General features: G+C 41.2%; 14 protein-coding genes and 2 pseudogenes. 12 read left to right on the forward strand and 4 right to left on the reverse strand.

What is annotated here, in order from left to right; translation table 11 throughout:
- Positions 1-128: 128 nt before the first annotated feature.
- The 7 genes and pseudogenes from NG821_RS07380 to NG821_RS07410 form a co-directional block, all read left to right on the forward strand.
- A pseudogene (locus NG821_RS07380) lies at positions 129-713 on the forward strand (hypothetical protein); the annotation flags it as partial.
- A gap of 53 nt (positions 714-766) precedes the next feature.
- Positions 767-1693: an HAD family hydrolase gene (locus NG821_RS07385; RefSeq protein ID WP_252761044.1), complete on the forward strand. Its 927-nt coding sequence runs from the start codon at positions 767-769 to the stop codon at positions 1691-1693.
- Between the two features lie 85 nt (positions 1694-1778).
- A complete protein-coding gene (locus NG821_RS07390; protein WP_252761020.1) occupies positions 1779-4739 on the forward strand; it encodes a SusC/RagA family TonB-linked outer membrane protein in 2961 nt (986 codons plus the stop codon).
- 12 nt (positions 4740-4751) lie between these two features.
- Positions 4752-6464 (forward strand): RagB/SusD family nutrient uptake outer membrane protein, encoded by a 1713-nt coding sequence (locus NG821_RS07395; RefSeq protein ID WP_252761021.1) that lies wholly within the window; start codon positions 4752-4754, stop codon positions 6462-6464.
- Between the two features lie 22 nt (positions 6465-6486).
- Entirely contained in the window at positions 6487-8760 is a 2274-nt protein-coding gene (locus tag NG821_RS07400) for a TIM-barrel domain-containing protein (protein WP_252761022.1), read from the forward strand.
- A gap of 558 nt (positions 8761-9318) precedes the next feature.
- On the forward strand, positions 9319-10083 hold the full coding sequence (locus NG821_RS07405; protein ID WP_252761023.1) for a glycerophosphodiester phosphodiesterase: 765 nt from the start codon (positions 9319-9321) through the stop codon (positions 10081-10083).
- 110 nt (positions 10084-10193) lie between these two features.
- Positions 10194-10607, forward strand: a pseudogene (locus NG821_RS07410) (transposase); the annotation flags it as partial.
- A 297-nt stretch (positions 10608-10904) separates the two neighbouring features.
- Here the strand turns inward: NG821_RS07410 and NG821_RS07415 are convergent.
- The 4 genes from NG821_RS07415 to rpmH form a co-directional block, all read right to left on the reverse strand.
- Positions 10905-11900: a D-alanine--D-alanine ligase gene (locus NG821_RS07415; RefSeq protein WP_252761024.1), complete on the reverse strand. Its 996-nt coding sequence runs from the start codon at positions 11898-11900 to the stop codon at positions 10905-10907.
- Between the two features lie 114 nt (positions 11901-12014).
- Positions 12015-13064 carry an RluA family pseudouridine synthase gene (locus NG821_RS07420; protein ID WP_252761046.1) on the reverse strand — a complete coding sequence of 350 codons (1050 nt, stop codon included), beginning with the start codon at positions 13062-13064 and terminating at the stop codon, positions 12015-12017.
- Positions 13065-13111: 47 nt separating this feature from the next.
- Positions 13112-13828: a PASTA domain-containing protein gene (locus tag NG821_RS07425; RefSeq protein ID WP_252761025.1), complete on the reverse strand. Its 717-nt coding sequence runs from the start codon at positions 13826-13828 to the stop codon at positions 13112-13114.
- A gap of 182 nt (positions 13829-14010) precedes the next feature.
- On the reverse strand, positions 14011-14166 hold the full coding sequence (gene rpmH / locus NG821_RS07430) for a 50S ribosomal protein L34 (RefSeq protein ID WP_016665496.1): 156 nt from the start codon (positions 14164-14166) through the stop codon (positions 14011-14013).
- A 238-nt stretch (positions 14167-14404) separates the two neighbouring features.
- On the opposite strand from rpmH, the gene efp reads away from it, so the two are divergent.
- From efp to NG821_RS07455, 5 genes are all read left to right on the forward strand, one after another.
- Positions 14405-14971 carry an elongation factor P gene (gene efp, locus NG821_RS07435; RefSeq protein ID WP_252761026.1) on the forward strand — a complete coding sequence of 189 codons (567 nt, stop codon included), beginning with the start codon at positions 14405-14407 and terminating at the stop codon, positions 14969-14971.
- 176 nt (positions 14972-15147) lie between these two features.
- The gene (locus tag NG821_RS07440) at positions 15148-16185 is read left to right on the forward strand and encodes a glycosyltransferase (protein ID WP_252761027.1); all 1038 of its coding nucleotides are present in this window, start codon (positions 15148-15150) and stop codon (positions 16183-16185) included.
- Positions 16186-16247: 62 nt separating this feature from the next.
- Positions 16248-16934 (forward strand): RadC family protein, encoded by a 687-nt coding sequence (gene radC / locus NG821_RS07445; RefSeq protein ID WP_252761028.1) that lies wholly within the window; start codon positions 16248-16250, stop codon positions 16932-16934.
- A 179-nt stretch (positions 16935-17113) separates the two neighbouring features.
- Positions 17114-17434 carry a metal-sulfur cluster assembly factor gene (locus NG821_RS07450; protein ID WP_252761029.1) on the forward strand — a complete coding sequence of 107 codons (321 nt, stop codon included), beginning with the start codon at positions 17114-17116 and terminating at the stop codon, positions 17432-17434.
- 91 nt (positions 17435-17525) lie between these two features.
- Positions 17526-18293: a UDP-2,3-diacylglucosamine diphosphatase gene (locus NG821_RS07455; RefSeq protein ID WP_252761030.1), complete on the forward strand. Its 768-nt coding sequence runs from the start codon at positions 17526-17528 to the stop codon at positions 18291-18293.
- Positions 18294-18415: the final 122 nt, after the last annotated feature.

Consider the following 18415-nt stretch of genomic DNA (forward strand, 5'->3'; position numbering starts at 1 on the left):
CTACCTTTGCCTTAAAACTTGGTTCAAACTTACTTCTTCTTCCCATTTCTGTTCCTTTCTTACTTAGTGCAAAGATAAACAATATTCTTTAACTTTAGCACCTGTACTAAAATTGGGGAGTATTATAACGAGATATTCAATTCGAACCAGCATCTGGTCAAGAAGAAGTTTCTGGTTTAGCCGTAGATCGTGAAAAGAATATGGTTTGGATGTCAGACTGGGTAGACAGTAGATATGTGTACTGCTACAGCCTTGAGACAGGTAAATATTACACGAAGATGCAATGCCGACCCTGTCCTTATTGGTGTCAAGGCATTTTCATTGCTGACGGAAGAATGTTATTTACAGCTGATGATGGTGAATCTACATTTAATATTCCTGACAACATTTATATAGCTGATATTTCGGGAGTTCCTTTTACCGGGTTAAAAGAAGGAACACAATTCTCAGTAGTTGATAATCTACCTGTAAAAAAACCAGGATTAATAGCAGCAGGAGCAATGGCAGGGAGATTACGATTATTTCGTGAAATGAAAGATTTTCGTCGTGCAGGAGAAATAGAGGGAATCTCTATTGATCCTACAAATGATGATCTTGTAGTATTGAACAATCGCGGCACCCAGATTCTATTAGGGATGTCTCAGGGACCATTTACCAATGAAGGCTATACCAAAGAAATCCACGAACTCTACGTTTATCAAAAAATAAAATAAAAATGAACAATACATATTATAAGAGTCACAAATGGGACAATAGGACATCTAGAATGTATAGGCTTTTCATATTGCTCATATTCTTAAGCTGTCATGCAACTCTAACATTCTCACAAACTTTCCGAAAGATATCAGGTTGGTCGGATGAAATTAACAATAGAATAGAAGGATTCTTAAATGCCACAATTACTATGAAAACACGTAAAGTGGCAGTATTTGATGGTGATGGAACAGTTATAGGGCAAGTGCCTTATTATCTTGCAGATGAAGCACTATATCAATATGCCGACAAGCATTATAAAGGATCAAAAGATCCTAATTCTATCAAGAAGCTCTCTATTCTACAGCGAATGGTAAAAGATGGCAATAACGTAGGAAAGGCTTATGTTGAAAATCGAGTCCATTTCTTATCAGGGATGACCCCAAATGAGATCATGGATATGGGGTATACCTGTTATCTTAATTCTTATCAAGGGAAATTTTATCCCGAAATGAAACAATTGATAGCTAATTTAAAAGAATATGGATTTGAAATATGGATATTAACCGCATCACCAGAATTTCTTTACCAGAAATTTTTAACAGAAGAACTGGGAGTTCCAGACACGCATATTTTAGGCGTAAAAGCAGTGGTAGCAAATGGAGTATTGACCGATGAAATCATCATGCCCATTCCTCAAGATGATGGAAAAGCCAACGTTATCCCAACTTTCATAAAAGCACGCCCACTAATTGTTGCAGGAAATAGTAGGGGAGATTTAGATATGTTAAATCAATCATGCGGATTAAAAATTATTGTAAATCCAGATGATTCAACAGTTCGAGGCAAAAATGATGGCCCAATGAATGGTTACACAGTTAAACAATACTGGGAAAAAGAAGGAGCCATAATTGTAAAATGTAATGATATTACAGAGCCCCATATAAAATTCCATACAAGATCTTGGCATATTAGGACGAATAAATCAAACCCCAAATAGTTACAACACTCTTATTCCTCAAAATAAGCAAGATGTTGAAAGACATTATAAGGACCTTAATAAATAATAATTAAAATAAGTCTACATGGAAAATCATTTAAAGAAAAAATGGCATATCTGCCTACTGCTATTCTTATTCATAGGAAGTATTGGAATTTATGCACAAAATCAGAAAGTATCTATTAGTGGTGTCGTAATGGATAACACGGGAGACCCTGTAATAGGAGCAAATATTAGGATAAAAGGCACATCCAAAGGAACCGTTACTGACCTCAATGGGAAATACGTCATTGATGCTTCTCCTGATGATATCCTACAATGCTCTTACATTGGTTTTGAGACTTTGGATATTCCAATACGTGATGGAAAATATAAGAGTATAGTATTACAAGAAAATAACCACCAATTAAATGAGGTTGTTGTAGTTGGGTATGGAAGTATGCAAAAAAGAGAAGTGACCAGTTCTATTACTTCCGTAAAAGGAGACGAGTTAGTTCCTGGTTTAGGGGGATCTACCATTGCAACGGCTCTTCAAGGTAAAGTATCTGGTTTGACTATTTCTGGCACATCCAGTCCTAATAGCAGCAACGGATTCCAGTTGAGGGGTGTCGCTTCTGTGAATGCTGGAAAAGGTCCATTAGTTGTCATTGATGGAATTCCAGGTGGAGACCTTAGAGCTTTAAATCAGGAAGATATCGCTTCTATTGATGTATTGAAAGATGCTTCTGCTGGGGCTATTTACGGAACTCGTGCTGCCGGAGGGGTTATTTTAGTGACTACTAAACACGCTAAGGAAGGAAAAGTCAGCGCCTCTTATACTGTGGAACTATCTAAAGATATTGCCAGAAACAAACCAGAGCTCCTTTCTGCTTCAGAATATGTGTCTGATGGAATCGGACAAGATTATGGTTCTCATACTAACTGGTATGATGCTTTGCTCCACAAGGGTAATTTTTCCAATCGGCATGTCTTAAATATCTCAGGTGGAAGTGATAAATTGTTACTATATACGACCTTGACCTATCAGGACCAGGAGGGCATTGTAATTGGGGACAACAGAAAGGATTATTCCGGTCGTATGAATGCCCAATATAGTATGTTTGACGGGAAAGTAAAATTTATCGGAAATGTAGAGTATCGTGAGGCCGTTCGTGACCAACGTAATTCTGATGGACTGTTTAACATGGCTATGACATTAAATCCTACTTCACCTTTGTATGACCCGAATGATCCTTCAGGATATAACTTGGAGTCAGATGGGATATCGGGAACAGACTTTAATCCTGTTGCAGATGTCATGTTGCGTACTGTCAAAGCAACAGATCAGTGGTTGTTAGCCAACGCAACATTGAAAATTAATATTACCAACGACTTAAATGTGCAAGGAACTTTAGGCTATCAGAAATCACAATGGATAAAGACATCTTGGGTATCTGCTAATCATCGAGAGTCTTTAGATAACACAAGAGCTGGAAAGGCTTATCAGGCTTATAGTAAAGATGATTATGTTTCAGCCGAGACTTATGCTACTTACCGCAAGACGTTTGGAGAAAAACATTCATTCCAAGCTGTTGGTGGTATGAGTTTTTGGGAATCTAATGGGGAAAGTTTTAATATGACTAACTATGATTTCCCTGTAAATGGTGTTGGCCCTTGGAATATGGCCTCTGGAAGTTATTTGACAGATGGACGTGCAGAGATGAATTCTGCAAAAGAACCTCGTGAACGTTTGTTGGCATTCTTTGTTCGTGCAAATTACTCGTATGCAGATAAATATATATTAATGGCAAGTATTCGCCATGAGGGGTCTTCTAAATTTGGGCCAGATCATCGTTGGGGAAACTTCTGGGCTGTCTCAGGGGGATGGCGTATTAGCAGTGAAAAGTTCATGCAGAACATGAAATGGATTAATGACTTGAAATTGAGAGTCGGTTATGGAATTACTGGGAACAATGATTTTGGTAGCGGCTATACAATCAAGATGTATACATCCAATGATATGTGGCCTATTCTTGGCACATGGACTCCTGCATATGGACAACAGCGCAATATTAATCCTGACTTAAAATGGGAACAAAACGGAGAATGGAATATAGGATTGGATTATTCGATTCTGAATAATCGCATTTATGGTAAATTTGATTGGTATTATCGTAGAGTTAAGGACTTATTATATGAGGTGAATGCACCTGTGCCTCCGATGTCTTACACGACGATTATGAAAAATATCGGTAACTTAATGAATCGTGGTTGGGAATTTGAAGTAGGTGCTGATGTCATTAGAAACAAAGATCTCAAATACTCCTCTACGCTCCGGTTTGCACATAATACAACAAAATTACTGAATATCGGTTTAGGAGAAGGTCAGTACATCGAACAGGAGACCTTTCCTTCACCCGGAAATCCAGGTTCTGCAATACGTTTGATGAACAATCAGGTCATCGGTAAGTATTTTCTGTTCAAGAATGCCGGTATTGACAAGGACGGAAAATGGCTAATTTATGATAAAAATAATCAGATCGTACAGGCGAATGATAAGACTTTAATCTCCGCAAACAAGCGCTTTATCGGAAATGCGATTCCAAAATTGATCCTATCATGGGATAATACCGTTTCCTATAAGAATTGGGACCTTGGAATTTATTTACGTAGTTGGTTGGATTTTGATGCCTTTAGTCAACCGAATATGTATTACGGATTGAAGACCAACTCACAGTCTAACGTTTTAAAAAAGATTTACGAAAAGAATAAAAACGTCACACAGGACAAGATTCTCAGCGATTATTGGTTGGACAATGCCTCATTTTTAAAGATTGATGCCATTACGATAGGTTATAAATTTAATACTAAAAAGACACTTAAATATATAGATAATATCCGTGTTTATGGCACGGCGCATAATGTAGCTACAATAACGGGGTACAATGGTCTAAACCCAGAAGTGGATATTAATGGATTAACCCCTGGTTTTGAGAGGATAAAAACTACAGATGGGACCTATCCTCAAACGATTCATTTTACATTAGGAGTACAAGTTAATCTATAAAAACAAATAAGTATGAATTATATACATCATTATAAAAAAGTGAATTTATTACTAGGAATTCTGACCGGTTTCATATTACTTACTAGTTGTAACCTAGATGAAAAATTCTATTCGGAAGTCACCCCTGATAATTTCTTTACTTCACCGAAGAGTGCGTATGAAATATTAGCTCGTCCTTTTACACATTGGAAATGGTATATAAGTAATGACCGGTGGTATTTGCAAGAATTGACGACAGATGAAATGGTATGTCCTCAACGAGGAGCCGATTGGTATAACGGGGGAGAATATTTTCGGTTGCATTATCATACATGGACTGCAGAGGATCGTTTTATTGTTAACACCTATAATGGGTGGGGCCAAGGAATCTCCAAGATTCTGGCAGCTCGAGAAGATTTGGAGAATGTAGACTACCAGAAAATGGGATTATCAGATTCTGTCAAGGCTGATCATTTGGCCCAGTTAGACGCTCTTCAAGCTTATTTTTATTTAAGTGGTCTAGATTATTTCGGAGGACTTCCTATTTACAATAGGAGTGATGATCCATTGAAGGCAAGAAGCACGGATAAGGAGACTTTTACTTATATCGAAGGACTTCTGAAGAATTCAATTCCCAAGTTGTATCCTAAAAAAAAGTTAGGGGAATCCGAGGACGGTTATTTAAAACAAGCTGCAGCTGCAGCTCTGCTGGCACGTTTGTACTTTAATGCCGAAGCGTATGTAAAGGAAGACCATTTTGCTGAATGTGCTACTATTTGTCAGGATATTATCAATGGCAAGTATGGCGCCTACCAATTAGATCCTACTTGGTGGGGACCTCATGGATTTGATAATGATAAATCACCAGAAGCTATCTGGAATGTACCATCAGAATATGTAAAGATGCAATGGGACTGGTATTTTAAATACTTCTATCACATGAACAGTTATAAATATTTCGGTTCTGAGACGCAAGGGTATAATGGTTTCATGCTATCTCCCTCTCTGAATCCACTAGGAAAAAACTACAATGATAAGTTAGGATGCCCATATTCTAAATTTGAGGATACTGATTTACGTAAACAACCTTATGAATATGAAGGTAACGGCAAATATACCGGTATGTTTTTAGTTGGGAAACAGACGAGTAAATATGGTTCTTGCACAGGACAGAAAGAATATAAAGGCAAAGTTATAACTTTAGTCGATCAGGTTGCTCGTTTTTCAGAAGTTGGTTCGGGCAAAAAATATGCCTCGATAGATCAACTTCCATCCACTATGGCGGATGGTGAGGAAAATTCCGGAATAAGGCTGGTAAAAGCCCCACAACCAGATGAGACAGACATCAATCTCCGTTATAATCCGGATTGCCCTGTGATCCGTCTTACAGAAATATACTACATGTTAGCCGAGTGTAAATTGAGAGCCGGCGACAAACAGGGTGCGGCCCAATTAATCAACCAAGTTCGAATACGTAATTTTAAAAATGGAGTGGATCCAAACCCAGTTACTGCTGCCAATTTGGATGAATATCGCATGTTGGATGAGTGGATGATAGAATTTCTTGGTGAAGGGCCTGGGAGGCGCCGTACGGACTTAATTCGCTGGGGAGAATTCACAAAGGGAACATGGTGGGATCACAAAGCAGATAAGGATGAGACTAAGAATCGTTTTCCGATTCCGAATTCTGCAATTTCGGCAAACCCCTTATTAAAGCAAAACCCTGGCTATGATGGAAACAATTAATAACTTATAATCAGATTTAAAAATGGTCATAAAAAGAATAAGGATTAAAAGAATTGTATTCTTACTCGTAATAGTTTTTGCTTGCAGCAGCGTGCAAGCAAAAACCTTTTCCAACCCAATCGTTTTTGGAAATAATCGTATCACTCTGATTACGCCTACGCTTTTTCGTTTAGAGTATGCGGAGGACGGAAAATTTATAGATGCCCCTACAATGTTCGCCTACAATGATCGTAGCAAACATTTATTGAAGGACTTTCAAGTAAGGGACCTAGGAAATGGTCGTTATGAGATCACCACTTCTGCCTTAAGGATGGTTTATGATCATGATGATTTTCCTTTCGGAATCCATAATTTCAACGTGTTCTATCAATGTGATGGAAAGGAAAAAAAGTTTACTAATCGTAATATACAAAAAGGAAACTTGGGTGGAGCTATTTCAACTCTTGATCGGGTAGATCATGAGATACCGCTTAATGAAGGAATTTTAAGTCAAGACGGATGGTATATTATAGATGACGAAGGGCAAGACTTACTGATCAATGACTGGTTATCGCAACGTCCTTCTACACATGTACAAGACCAGTACTGTTTTGTGTATGGGAATGATTACCATGCAGCCCTTAGAGATCTTGGAGCTATCAGCGGTAACGTACCTATGACCCGTAAGTATATGCACGGCATATGGTACTGCCGCTATTGGGATTACACATCTCAAGATTATATCGATTTGCTTAATGGTTATAAAGTACATGATTTTCCTTTAGATAATATGGTTTTCGATATGGGCTGGCATACAAAAAATGCTAAAATCGGTACTGGACATGCTGGTAGCAGGAGTTGGACAGGGTATACTTGGAATACCAAGTTAATTTCGGATCCCCAAAAACTAATCAAGATATTTCATGACCATCACGTGACAATTTCATTGAATGACCATCCACACGATGGTATTCGTCCTAACGAGTCAATGTATACAGAGTTTATGGAGAATATGCATGCAACACCACAAGATATTGCGAGAGGAAAAAATATTCTTTTTAATATGGGCGATTCTATATATATGAAAAATTTTTTCAAAGCAGCCCATGGTGGTAGTGAAAAAATAGGGGTAGATTTTTGGTGGTTAGATTGGCAACAAAATTACCTATATGATTATGTTCGTGGTACACATACAAAAAGTCTAGCATGGATCAATAAACTTTATTATGATCATTCTGTAAGTGCAAATCGTCGTGGAGCAAATTATAGTCGTTGGGCAGGATTTGGAAGCCAACGCTATCCCATTCAATTCTCTGGCGATGCAGTCGCTAACTGGAATATGCTCGCATTTGAAGTCAAGTTAACTTCTACGAGCGGAAATGCTGGATGTTATTATTGGGCACATGATATTGGAGGATTCTATGGAGGAAAGGATCCGGAAATGTATGCAAGGTGGACACAATTTGGCTCTGTATCGGCAGCCTTGAGAGTCCATTCTGCCAAAAGTTCTAATATTGATCGCCGCCCTTGGCTTTGGGGAAATGCAGTTCTTCCATCTTTACGAAAATCTTATCATTTACGTTCCCAATTAATGCCTTATATTTATTCGAGTGTCTGGGAAACGCACTGTACGATGGTGCCATTAAATAGGGCTATGTATATAGATTACAATGATGATCAACGAGCTTATAATAATCCTCAAGAATTTATGCTTGGTGATTTATTGTTAGTGGCACCAATTACTTCTCCAGGAAAAGGTGAGCGCAAAATTGCAAGTCAAAAAGTATGGTTTCCTGGAAAGGAAATCTGGTATGACTATTTTGATAGTAAGGCTTATAAAGGAGGAACTGAAATTTCAATGGAGAAGGATATTAATGAATTCCCCCTATTTGTAAAAGGTGGGTATTTACTACCGTTACAACCCTATACACAAAGACCCGCTTCGACTCCACTGAAGGAGCTGATTCTAAGGTGTTATCCAGGAGAAGATGGATGCAACAATATTTACACTTTATACGAGGACGATGGAATAAGTCGGGATTATGAACGTGGAAAATACTCCTTGACTGAACTTTGTTATCGACAGTTGGGGAAACGAGTAAAAATCATTATTTCGGGTGCAAAAGGGAGCTATAATGGACAAGTGAAACAACGGAGCTATCTAATAGAATTGCCGGCTACTAAAATTCAGGGAAAGGTAATGACAAATACTGGTAAGGCAATTGTTATTACTGATAGAGATAATGGTATAAATCGTATATTTATAAAAAAAGAGCCAATTGACAAAGACGTTATCATTAAGTTCTCAATGAAATAATTTAATATTGATGATAATCACTACATCGTATTAGATAAATATATATCAATAATAAAGTGCATCACTTAGAACTGTAAATTGGTTTTGCATAAATTCCTATGAATCTGACACGGAATATATCTTCCGACCAACTACGATAACTCTCGTACGTGATCCTAACAGTATAGAAAGAAAGCGAATATACAAATTTAAGTTCCGTATACCGTAATTAGCCCAGGGTTGGGGGCTAACAAAAAAGAACTTCAACTAAATAGAACAAAACCTATAATCAATATTCAGAAATCGCCCATTCAAAATGGAATAATACTAAAAACAGTTGGACGACACTTAAAAGATAGCTTTATGAAGATATCGACTATACAAAACTTATAAGGACCAATTACGATAGAGAATAAACATCACTAGCTCTAAGTACGATATTAGCTACTCTAAATATTCATTATATCTCTCCAAGCTATTGATTACGTTCTATCTATTCGTGTAAAAGGTGTTGCCCAAGGGGAAATCGCATTCTTATTGATAATATAAAAGTTGTTAAACAATTATAAAATTATTTTTATGAAAAAAAAGAAATTATTTATTCTAATTGTTATTATTTTTATGACTCTAGCTGCCTCAGCACAAACGAAAGTCATTGCCCATCGAGGTTATTGGACACCTGCCGGCTCTTCCCAGAATTCAATTACATCTCTTATGGGAGCAAACAGGATAGGTGTTTATGGATCAGAATTTGATGTCCATATCACAGTAGATGGTGTTGTTATGATCAATCATGATCGAACTTTACCTGATGGTATAAACATTGAAAAAACTACTTTCAAAAAAATTAAAAAAGAAACGTTATCTAATGGGGAAAAACTTCCAACATTTAAACAGTATCTACACGCTGGTAAAAAATTAAAAGGAACACAATTAATTTGTGAAATTAAAGCACATATTACAAACGAAGGAGAAGATCGTTGTATTGATTCCGTGCTCAAAGATGTAAAAAAAGAGAATATGGAAAATCAAGTTGAATACATTTCTTTTAGTAAAAATGCCTGTCAGTATCTTGCCCAACATGCGCCCACAGGAACAAAAATTTCATATTTGAGCAACGATCTCTCTCCTGATCAATGCAAGGCCCTTGGATGTACCGGCATAGATTTCGATGAAACAACTTATGCTAAACATCCTACTTATATCTCTGATGCTCATAAACTAAATATGGAAGTAAATGTATGGACTGTTGATGACCTTAACCAAATAAATGAATTTATTAAGGCTGGTGTCGATTTCATTACAACAAACAAGCCAGTTGAAGCCTTAAAATTATGCAAATAAAAAGCTCCCATAAATCACATAAAGGTATATTAATATAAAGTGAACCCCGAAAGGTTTTTTACCTAACTTTCGGGGGTCATTATAACGATGTGAATAAAGAGGCCCTCTTCATGAATTTAGAAACTGTGTCAAGTTCAAAGGCAATGGAAGGCGAGATGGGAAGCCACATCTCAGCGACGAAGCCGTCAACGGGCAACCGCCGTAACGGAAAGATGCACAAGGCACTGCAGACCGAATACGGTCCGGTAGAGCTGGAAACTCCAAGGGACCGTGACGGCAGTTTCTCCCCCGAGACCGTAAAGAAGCGTCAGACGATATTGGCCGAGGGCCTGTCAGACAAAATCATCAGCCTTTATGCTACGGGGCAGAGCATGCAGCAGATCAGTGATTTCATTGAGGAGAACTACGGCAGCAGGATCTCGAAGGAGACCATCAGCAATATTACGGACAAGGTGTGGGACGAGATCCGGTCATGGCGCACCCGCACCCTGGACGAAGTTTATCTCACAGTCTGGATGGACGCAGATTAGCTATTGATCCGACAAATGATGACCTCGTTGTACTAAACAACCGCGGTACACAGATCTTACTGGGGATGCCCCAAGGTCCTTTTACAGATGAAGGCTATACTCATGAGATCCACGAGCTATATATCTATGAGAAAATACATCTCACCTATCCATTCTGAACCACTGGAGTATAATGCACCTCTCTTCTCTCCTACTATAAAAAGCGGCATCCCGGAATACTTTTCCGAAATGCCGCTTTAAAATTTTATTTCCAGATACTTATTGACTACTTGTACCTGACGGATCAGACGTTCAGAACTGATTCTCTACAATATCACTCAAAACATCCTTGATATCGAGTCCTGCAGCTTTCACTTGCTGAGGTATAAAACTCGTGGCTGTCATGCCCGGAGTGGTATTGACTTCCAGCATGTTGACCTGATCTTTACCGTCTTTATCTTTGGAAATAATATAATCGATTCGAATAATGCCGTTAGCACGAAGAAGATCATAAATGCGAGAACTCTCTTCAGCTACAGCTTTCGTCGTTTCAGGACTCAGGCGTGCCGGCGTAATCTCTTTGACCCTACCGTTGTATTTGGCAGCATAATCAAAGAACTCATCTTCACTCACTACTTCCGTAGCAGGGAGGACAACTGATTTTTCTCTGGTTTTATAGATACCTTGTGAAATTTCAACACCTGAAAGAAGACCTTCGATCATCACCTCATTGCTTTCCATAAAGGCAACACGGAGAGCAGGAGCAAGACGGTCTGCATTCTTGACCTTGGAGACTCCGAAACTACTGCCATCGGCAGCAGGTTTGACGAAACAAGGCATCCCTATACGTTTGGCGACCTCATCTTCATCATATTCTTCACCACGGCGCAACAGAATACTGTCAGCGACATGTACGCCGAAAGTCCGGAGATAGCGGTTGAGGACATATTTATTAAAGGTCAAAGCCTCAACGAGCACACCACTTGTAGAATAAGGCATATTGATCAGATCGAAATACCCCTGCATGACGCCGTTCTCTCCCGGTTGGCCATGAATGGTAATATAGGCATAATCAAAGAATATGGTCTTACCGTCTTTTTTAAATGAGAAATCATTCATATTGATCTTAGCCGTCTCTCCATTTTCAAAATTAACGTGCCAATCCATTCCCTTGACATCCACAATATAAATAGTGTATTTCTCTTTGTCAAAGAAAGAGTACAGTCCCTGAGCTGAACGCAGGGACACATCGTGCTCAGATGAATCTCCGCCACACACAATGGCAATCGTTCTCTTTAAATTTTCCATAACTTATATATTATTTAATAGATCGTCCTCAATGGACAATAGTCTGAAGGCTTTTGCCTACCAAGTTTATTTTCAGTTTTATCAACATCTTCTTTCATATCCCCGTGGCACTTGTCAGATACCGGCATTCCCCCGGATATATTTCCGCCACTTCTCTATTAATTGTCTGAAATCATCAGGCCAAGGACAACTGAAGTCCATTTGCTTGCCTGTCCGTGGGTGCACGAATCCGAGTGTTCTGGCATGAAGGGCTTGGCGTGGGCAGATCTTAAAGCAATGTTGCACGAACGCCTTATAAGTAGAACTGCGTTGACCGCGAAGGATTTCCATCCCTCCATAAGTCTCATCAGCGAACAGGGGATGGCCGATACTCTTCATGTGGGCACGGATCTGATGTGTCCGGCCTGTCTCGAGAACACACTCCACAAGAGTGGTATAGCCGTAGCGCTCCAACACCCTATAGTGGGTGACCGCACTCTTACCCACGCCACTGTCTGGTGCAAAGACCTTCATTCTGAGACGGTCTCTGGGATCTCTGGCAATATTGCCTTCTATCCGACCTTCATCCTCTGTAAAGTTGCCCCACACCAAAGCATTGTAGCTGCGGTGAGTCGTCTTGTTAAAGAACTGTTTTCCCAGTAAAGTCTTTGCCTCAGGTGTCTTAGCCACCACCAGCAATCCACTGGTATTCTTATCGATACGATGCACCAGACCCACATCAGGGTCATTGGCATCAAAGTTTGTCATATCTCTCAAGTGCCAGGCGATAGCATTGATCAGGGTACCCGTAAAATTGCCGGCTCCCGGATGAACCACCATACCGGCAGGTTTGTTGACGACCATTACGTCATCGTCCTCGTAGACCACATCTATGGGAATATCCTCAGCGACGATACTGGTATCGTGTTTAGGATAGTCCAGTACCAATGTGATCTGATCATGCGGGCGGACTTTATAACTGCTTTTTACGGCAGTCCCATTGACCCGGATATAACCGGCATCGGCTGCATTCTGTATTCTGTTCCTACTCTGGTAGGGATTGCGCTCACTCAGGAATTTATCTATGCGGACAGGTTGCTGTCCTGCATCCACTTCTATTTTCCAATGCTCAAATTGCCGGTCTTCAGTCTGTTCGACCTCGTCGCTGTCACACTGTTCCATCATCATCTCCTTCAATTTCCGTGTTAAGGTACCCTTCTCGCCGAAAGCCATCAGTTGTCTGGATTGGCCTGATTTGAAGACGAATTATCTTCTGATGAAGGTGCGTTGGGATCCGTCCCCTGGACTTCCTGGAAAGGATCCTCTCCCCCCTCATCCGTCTGATCCTGTTCATCTTCTGAAGGGTCGACGAAATTGACAGAATCGGAAGCCGGAAGTTTGCCATTGCCGACCTCAATGATCAGCGGCGAGTCTACACTGACCTTATCTCCCGCATGCACTTGCCTGCCGTTGACGAGAAGTCCGTAGACCCAATCCTGTTCACCGGGGATATATTTAGGTTGTCCGAGTCTGAAGCCCATGGCAGTAAGCTTGGCCATCGCCTCCCTCAACGAACAGTTGTCTATGACGTCAGGAATAGGTATCATCGGGGAATCCGAGGCATTTATCGTCACATAGATGATATGTCCCGACTTCACATGCTCTCCGGCAGGCGGGTTCTGCATGAGGATGCACCCGGGAGGGAGAGAACGCACATAACCCGTATCACTGACCTCTATATTCAAGCCCAATTCATTGAGGATATATTGTGCATCATTAAAATTCTTGTGCAGCAAATTCGGGACGGGGATAGCCTCACCATGATGAGTATAGATATCTATCCCATATTTCACACCTACGCAAAGCAGGAAAACGACCATAGCCATAGCAGCCAGGTTTCCACACAGATAGCGGCTTAAGAATTTACTGAAGAATTTCTTTGACTTCATAATTGTTCTTACTCGTATTTCCAACTTTGAGGATGTTGCAAATATAGGAAGTCACATCCCTGAGATCTTTGCCTTTTCATCCACCCTGCAAAGATAGACAAAAAAAAGAAAGAAGCAAAGAATCGTCTCTACTTCTTTCTTTTTAACCTAAAATGGCTAATTGTTCATTTGAGGAAAACGGATTATTTTCCGTGATTCTCATCAGAAACTGTTAATTTTTTACGACCACGGGCACGGCGGGAAGCCAAAACACGACGGCCATTCTTTGTAGCCATACGCTCGCGGAAGCCATGCTTATTCACGCGGCGACGATTGTGAGGCTGGAATGTTCTTTTCATCTTTATTTATATATTAATTTATAATTCAAATACGAAATAGCACCATACGACTTTCTCAATTCGTACGATCCTCACCGCTTTGGGCTGCAAAAGTACAGATATTTTTCGAAATGGCAAAGTTTTCACCTGCTTTTAGCTATATTATTAGTATTTTTTTTATTTTTACTTTGTTTGTTCCTTAAAAAGAAGTAACTTTGCAGGCACTTAAGAATTTTATAAATAAATATACTATACAGCAATGATTAATTCACAGGAAATAAAAATCGGGACTTGCATCCGGTTGGATGGCAAAATTTGGACTTGCATAGACTTTCAACACAGGAAACCTGGCAAGGGTAATACCGTCATGAACACCAAACTGAAAAACATTGCCGATGGTCGTGTATTGGAACGCACATTCCAGGTTGGTTTCAAATTGGATGACGTGCGTGTAGAGCGTCGCCCGTACCAGTATCTTTACAAAGACGGCACTGGCTATATCTTCATGAATCAGGAAACTTTCGAACAGATTCCTATACCAGAGCATCAGATCACTGGTGTTGAATACATGAAAGAAGGTGACGTGGTAGAGGTTGTTACAGACACTTCCGACGGCACTATCCTCTTGGGTGAAATGCCGGTAAAGACAAATCTGAAAGTAGTGGAATCAGAGCCGGGTGTAAAGGGCAATACAGCTACAAATGCCACGAAACCAGCAAAATTGGAAACTGGAGCTGAAGTTCGTGTACCTCTTTTTATCAATGAGGGTGACACCATTCAGATCGATACGCGTGACGGCAGTTATTTAGGTCGCGTCAACTCATAAGAATCCTTATAAATAGCAGGATGGCAATATCTGTCTCTGTTCATGCAGAGCACAGCTAATGCCATCCTTTGTTGTTTTATTTCTCTATAAGCGCTTTCTGTTGCCGGCGTACAATTATCGTACGGGGCAAGATAGCAGCGGTTACACCTTATTTATATTTCATACGTTTCTTCTGCATGCAATTTTCCATCATCGTACCCGTATACAATCGACCGGATGAAGTCAGGGAACTTTTGGAGAGCCTGACGACCCAGTCTGTCAGGGACTTTGAAGTGATAATCGTGGAAGACGGTTCCCGCATTCCTTGTCAGAAGATCTGCGAAGCGTATGAAGACCAACTCGACCTCCACTATTACGCAAAGGCAAATTCAGGTCCCGGACAAAGCCGGAACTATGGGGCTCAAAGAGCCTCGGGGACTTACCTGATCATTCTGGACAGTGATGTCATCCTGCCCTCCGGCTATTTGAAAGCCATAAAAGATGAGCTGCAGCGACAACCTGCAGATGCCTTCGGCGGACCGGACCGGGCACATGCCTCGTTTACGGACACGCAGAAAGCCATTTCCTATTCCATGACCTCCTTCTTTACTACAGGAGGGATACGAGGAGGAAAGAAAAAACTGGATAAGTTCTATCCCAGATCCTTCAACATGGGAATACGCCGTGATGTCTACAGCCGCCTTGGAGGTTTCTCCAAGATGCGTTTCGGCGAAGACATCGACTTCTCCATCCGGATCTATAAAAGCGGATACAAATGCAGATTGTTTCCCGAGGCATGGGTGTGGCATAAGCGCCGCACAGACTTCCGAAAATTCTACCGTCAGGTTTTCAACAGTGGAATCGCACGAATCAACCTTTACAAGAAATATCCCGAATCTCTCAAGATCGTCCATCTGCTGCCTATGGTCTTTACCCTAGGCTCCACATTCCTGGTGCTCCTGGCAATTCTGTTTGGAGTGCTCTCCTCATGTGGACAAATGGACACGTCCCATTTTATTGCAGTCGTGCCACTCCTCCCGCTGGTCATCTACGCCCTTCTCATATTCATCGATTCTGCAAGGCACAACAAGAGTCTCAAGATCGGAGCCTTGTCGATCCTTGCCGCATTCATACAACTTTTCGGTTATGGCATCGGCTTCCTGGAGGCCTGGTGGAAGCGTTGCATCCTGGGGCATGATGAGTTCTCCGCCTTCAGCAAGACCTTCTACAAATAGCTGAATCAGCAGCACCGGCACAAGACCTTTTGAACGACACATTTTAATCTAATACACTAAACATGGAAAAACTATCTATCAGCCAATGGGCGAAAGAAGACCGCCCGAGAGAAAAACTTCTCCTGCGAGGGGCGGAAAACCTGTCTGACGCAGAACTTCTTGCCATCCTGATCGGTTCAGGAACCGTAAAGGAGAGCGCCGTAGATCTGATGAAAAGACTCCTGAATGACTGCAACAACAATCTGAACACACTCGGCAAGAAATCAGTACATGAGTTGCTTGCGTACAAAGGCATTGGGAATGCGAAGGCCATTACGATCCTCGCAGCGTGTGAATTAGGAAAAAGACGGCAGGAAGAAAAGGCCGAAGAACGGCAGGATCTCGGATCTGCTACAGCAGTTTACAACTATATGCACCCCCGCATGCAGGATCTGGATATAGAAGAAGCCTGGATCCTGCTGATGAATCAGAATTACAAATTGATCAAAGCCGAAGCCATCAGTCACGGAGGTATGACAGAGACCGCCGTAGACATCCGGATCATCCTGAGGGAAGCGCTTCTCAATCATGCCACCATCCTCGGTTTCTGCCACAACCATCCCAGCAACAATGCCACGCCAAGCAGCGCCGATGACCGTCTGACAAACAGAATAAAGAAAGCGTGCGAGATCATGAGGATCTATTTCATGGACCATATCATCATCTGTGACGGACGCTACTATTCCTATCGCGAAATGGGCAGGTTATAGTCTCCCCCTTTCAGGACCGAACGGAAGACGATATTTTCACGGCCACCCACATTGTGAGTTTCATTGCCGTCTGATGTTTTTCAGACTCTTGCATTGGTATTTCAAAATTTATTCATATCTTTGCAATAATCAGGCAGCTAATCTCGTAAGATTCTGTCCTACAAAGGAAAGGAACTCAAATGACACAAGAGGAAAAGACTAAAATAGAAGAGCGGATCGTGGATATCCTCAAAACGGTTTACGATCCGGAGATCCCCGTAAACATCTGGGATCTTGGAATGATCTATAAAATAGATGTCAAGGATGATGCGACTGTGAACATCGACATGACTTTCACCGCACCTTCCTGTCCTGCAGCAGATTTCATTCTGGAAGATGTGAGGACAAAGGTAGAGAGCGTAGAAGGTGTCAAGTCTGCCAATGTCAACCTCGTCTTTGAACCGGCTTGGGACCAGAGCATGATGTCCGAAGAGGCCAAAGAAGAACTGGGATTCAATTGAGTAAGATACCCGATCGCCTCATCCGAGACGAGACGGACGAATCCGAAGCTTTTCTCCCCCGGAATGAATCGTAATTTCAATATATTGCCAAATGAGAAAAAATGTCTATTTTCTATCTGATGCCCATTTAGGATCACTCGCCATACCGCACGGCCGTACCCAAGAGCGGCGGTTGGTCAGTTTTCTGGACAGCATCAAAGACAAGGCAGCGGCTATCTACCTCCTAGGAGACATGTTCGATTTCTGGGATGAGTATAAGTATGTCGTACCCAAAGGCTATACCCGTTTTCTGGGTAAACTCTCCGAATTGACGGATATGGGTATAGAGATTCATTTCTTCACGGGCAATCATGACATCTGGACCTATGGCTATCTGGAGCAGGAATGTGGACTGATCGTCCATCGCAAACCTCTTACGACAGAGATCTACGGTAAGGTCTTTTTCCTCGCTCACGGAGATGGATTAGGAGACCCTGACAACCAGTTCAAATTGCTTCGGAAGATGTTCCACAACAGAACCTGTCAGATCATCCTCAATGCCATCCACCCCCGTTGGGGAATGGCTCTGGGTCTGGATTGGGCCAAGCACAGTCGCCTGAAAAGGGCTGATGGTAAAGAGATGCCTTATCTGGGAGAAGACAAGGAATATCTGGTCCTTTTCACCAAAGATTATCTGAAGACCCATAGCGACATCGACTATTTCATCTACGGGCACAGACATATCAAACTCGATCTGAAACTGAATGAAAAGACACGTATGATCATCCTGGGCGACTGGATATGGCAGTTTACTTACGCTGTCTTCGACGGCGAACACCTCTATCTGGAAGATTATGTAGAAGGTGAGACCCAACCTTGACCTGACTTTCCTCGCCCCCTCTACCGTACTACCGACTTTAGAGTGCTCCACACTTCTGAAACAGTTGTCTCTCCTGTGAACGGGCACACATTATTATATTATCATTCATCAACCTATTACAC

The organism is Segatella cerevisiae, assembly GCF_024054555.1.
GTDB classification, from domain to species: domain Bacteria; phylum Bacteroidota; class Bacteroidia; order Bacteroidales; family Bacteroidaceae; genus Prevotella; species Prevotella cerevisiae.

Excerpts from the sequence above, each read along its gene's own strand:
- NG821_RS07420 (WP_252761046.1), bottom strand. The coding sequence starts at position 13,064 with ATGATGGAACAGTGTGACAGCGACGAGGTCGAACAGACTGAAGACCGG.
- rpmH (WP_016665496.1), bottom strand. The coding sequence starts at position 14,166 with ATGAAAAGAACATTCCAGCCTCACAATCGTCGCCGCGTGAATAAGCAT.
- NG821_RS07395 (WP_252761021.1), top strand. The coding sequence starts at position 4,752 with ATGAATTATATACATCATTATAAAAAAGTGAATTTATTACTAGGAATT.
- NG821_RS07425 (WP_252761025.1), bottom strand. The coding sequence starts at position 13,828 with ATGAAGTCAAAGAAATTCTTCAGTAAATTCTTAAGCCGCTATCTGTGT.
- NG821_RS07385 (WP_252761044.1), top strand. The coding sequence starts at position 767 with ATGTATAGGCTTTTCATATTGCTCATATTCTTAAGCTGTCATGCAACT.
- NG821_RS07400 (WP_252761022.1), top strand. The coding sequence starts at position 6,487 with ATGGTCATAAAAAGAATAAGGATTAAAAGAATTGTATTCTTACTCGTA.
- NG821_RS07415 (WP_252761024.1), bottom strand. The coding sequence starts at position 11,900 with ATGGAAAATTTAAAGAGAACGATTGCCATTGTGTGTGGCGGAGATTCA.
- NG821_RS07455 (WP_252761030.1), top strand. The coding sequence starts at position 17,526 with ATGAGAAAAAATGTCTATTTTCTATCTGATGCCCATTTAGGATCACTC.
- NG821_RS07390 (WP_252761020.1), top strand. The coding sequence starts at position 1,779 with ATGGAAAATCATTTAAAGAAAAAATGGCATATCTGCCTACTGCTATTC.
- radC (WP_252761028.1), top strand. The coding sequence starts at position 16,248 with ATGGAAAAACTATCTATCAGCCAATGGGCGAAAGAAGACCGCCCGAGA.
- NG821_RS07405 (WP_252761023.1), top strand. The coding sequence starts at position 9,319 with ATGAAAAAAAAGAAATTATTTATTCTAATTGTTATTATTTTTATGACT.
- efp (WP_252761026.1), top strand. The coding sequence starts at position 14,405 with ATGATTAATTCACAGGAAATAAAAATCGGGACTTGCATCCGGTTGGAT.
- NG821_RS07450 (WP_252761029.1), top strand. The coding sequence starts at position 17,114 with ATGACACAAGAGGAAAAGACTAAAATAGAAGAGCGGATCGTGGATATC.
- NG821_RS07440 (WP_252761027.1), top strand. The coding sequence starts at position 15,148 with ATGCAATTTTCCATCATCGTACCCGTATACAATCGACCGGATGAAGTC.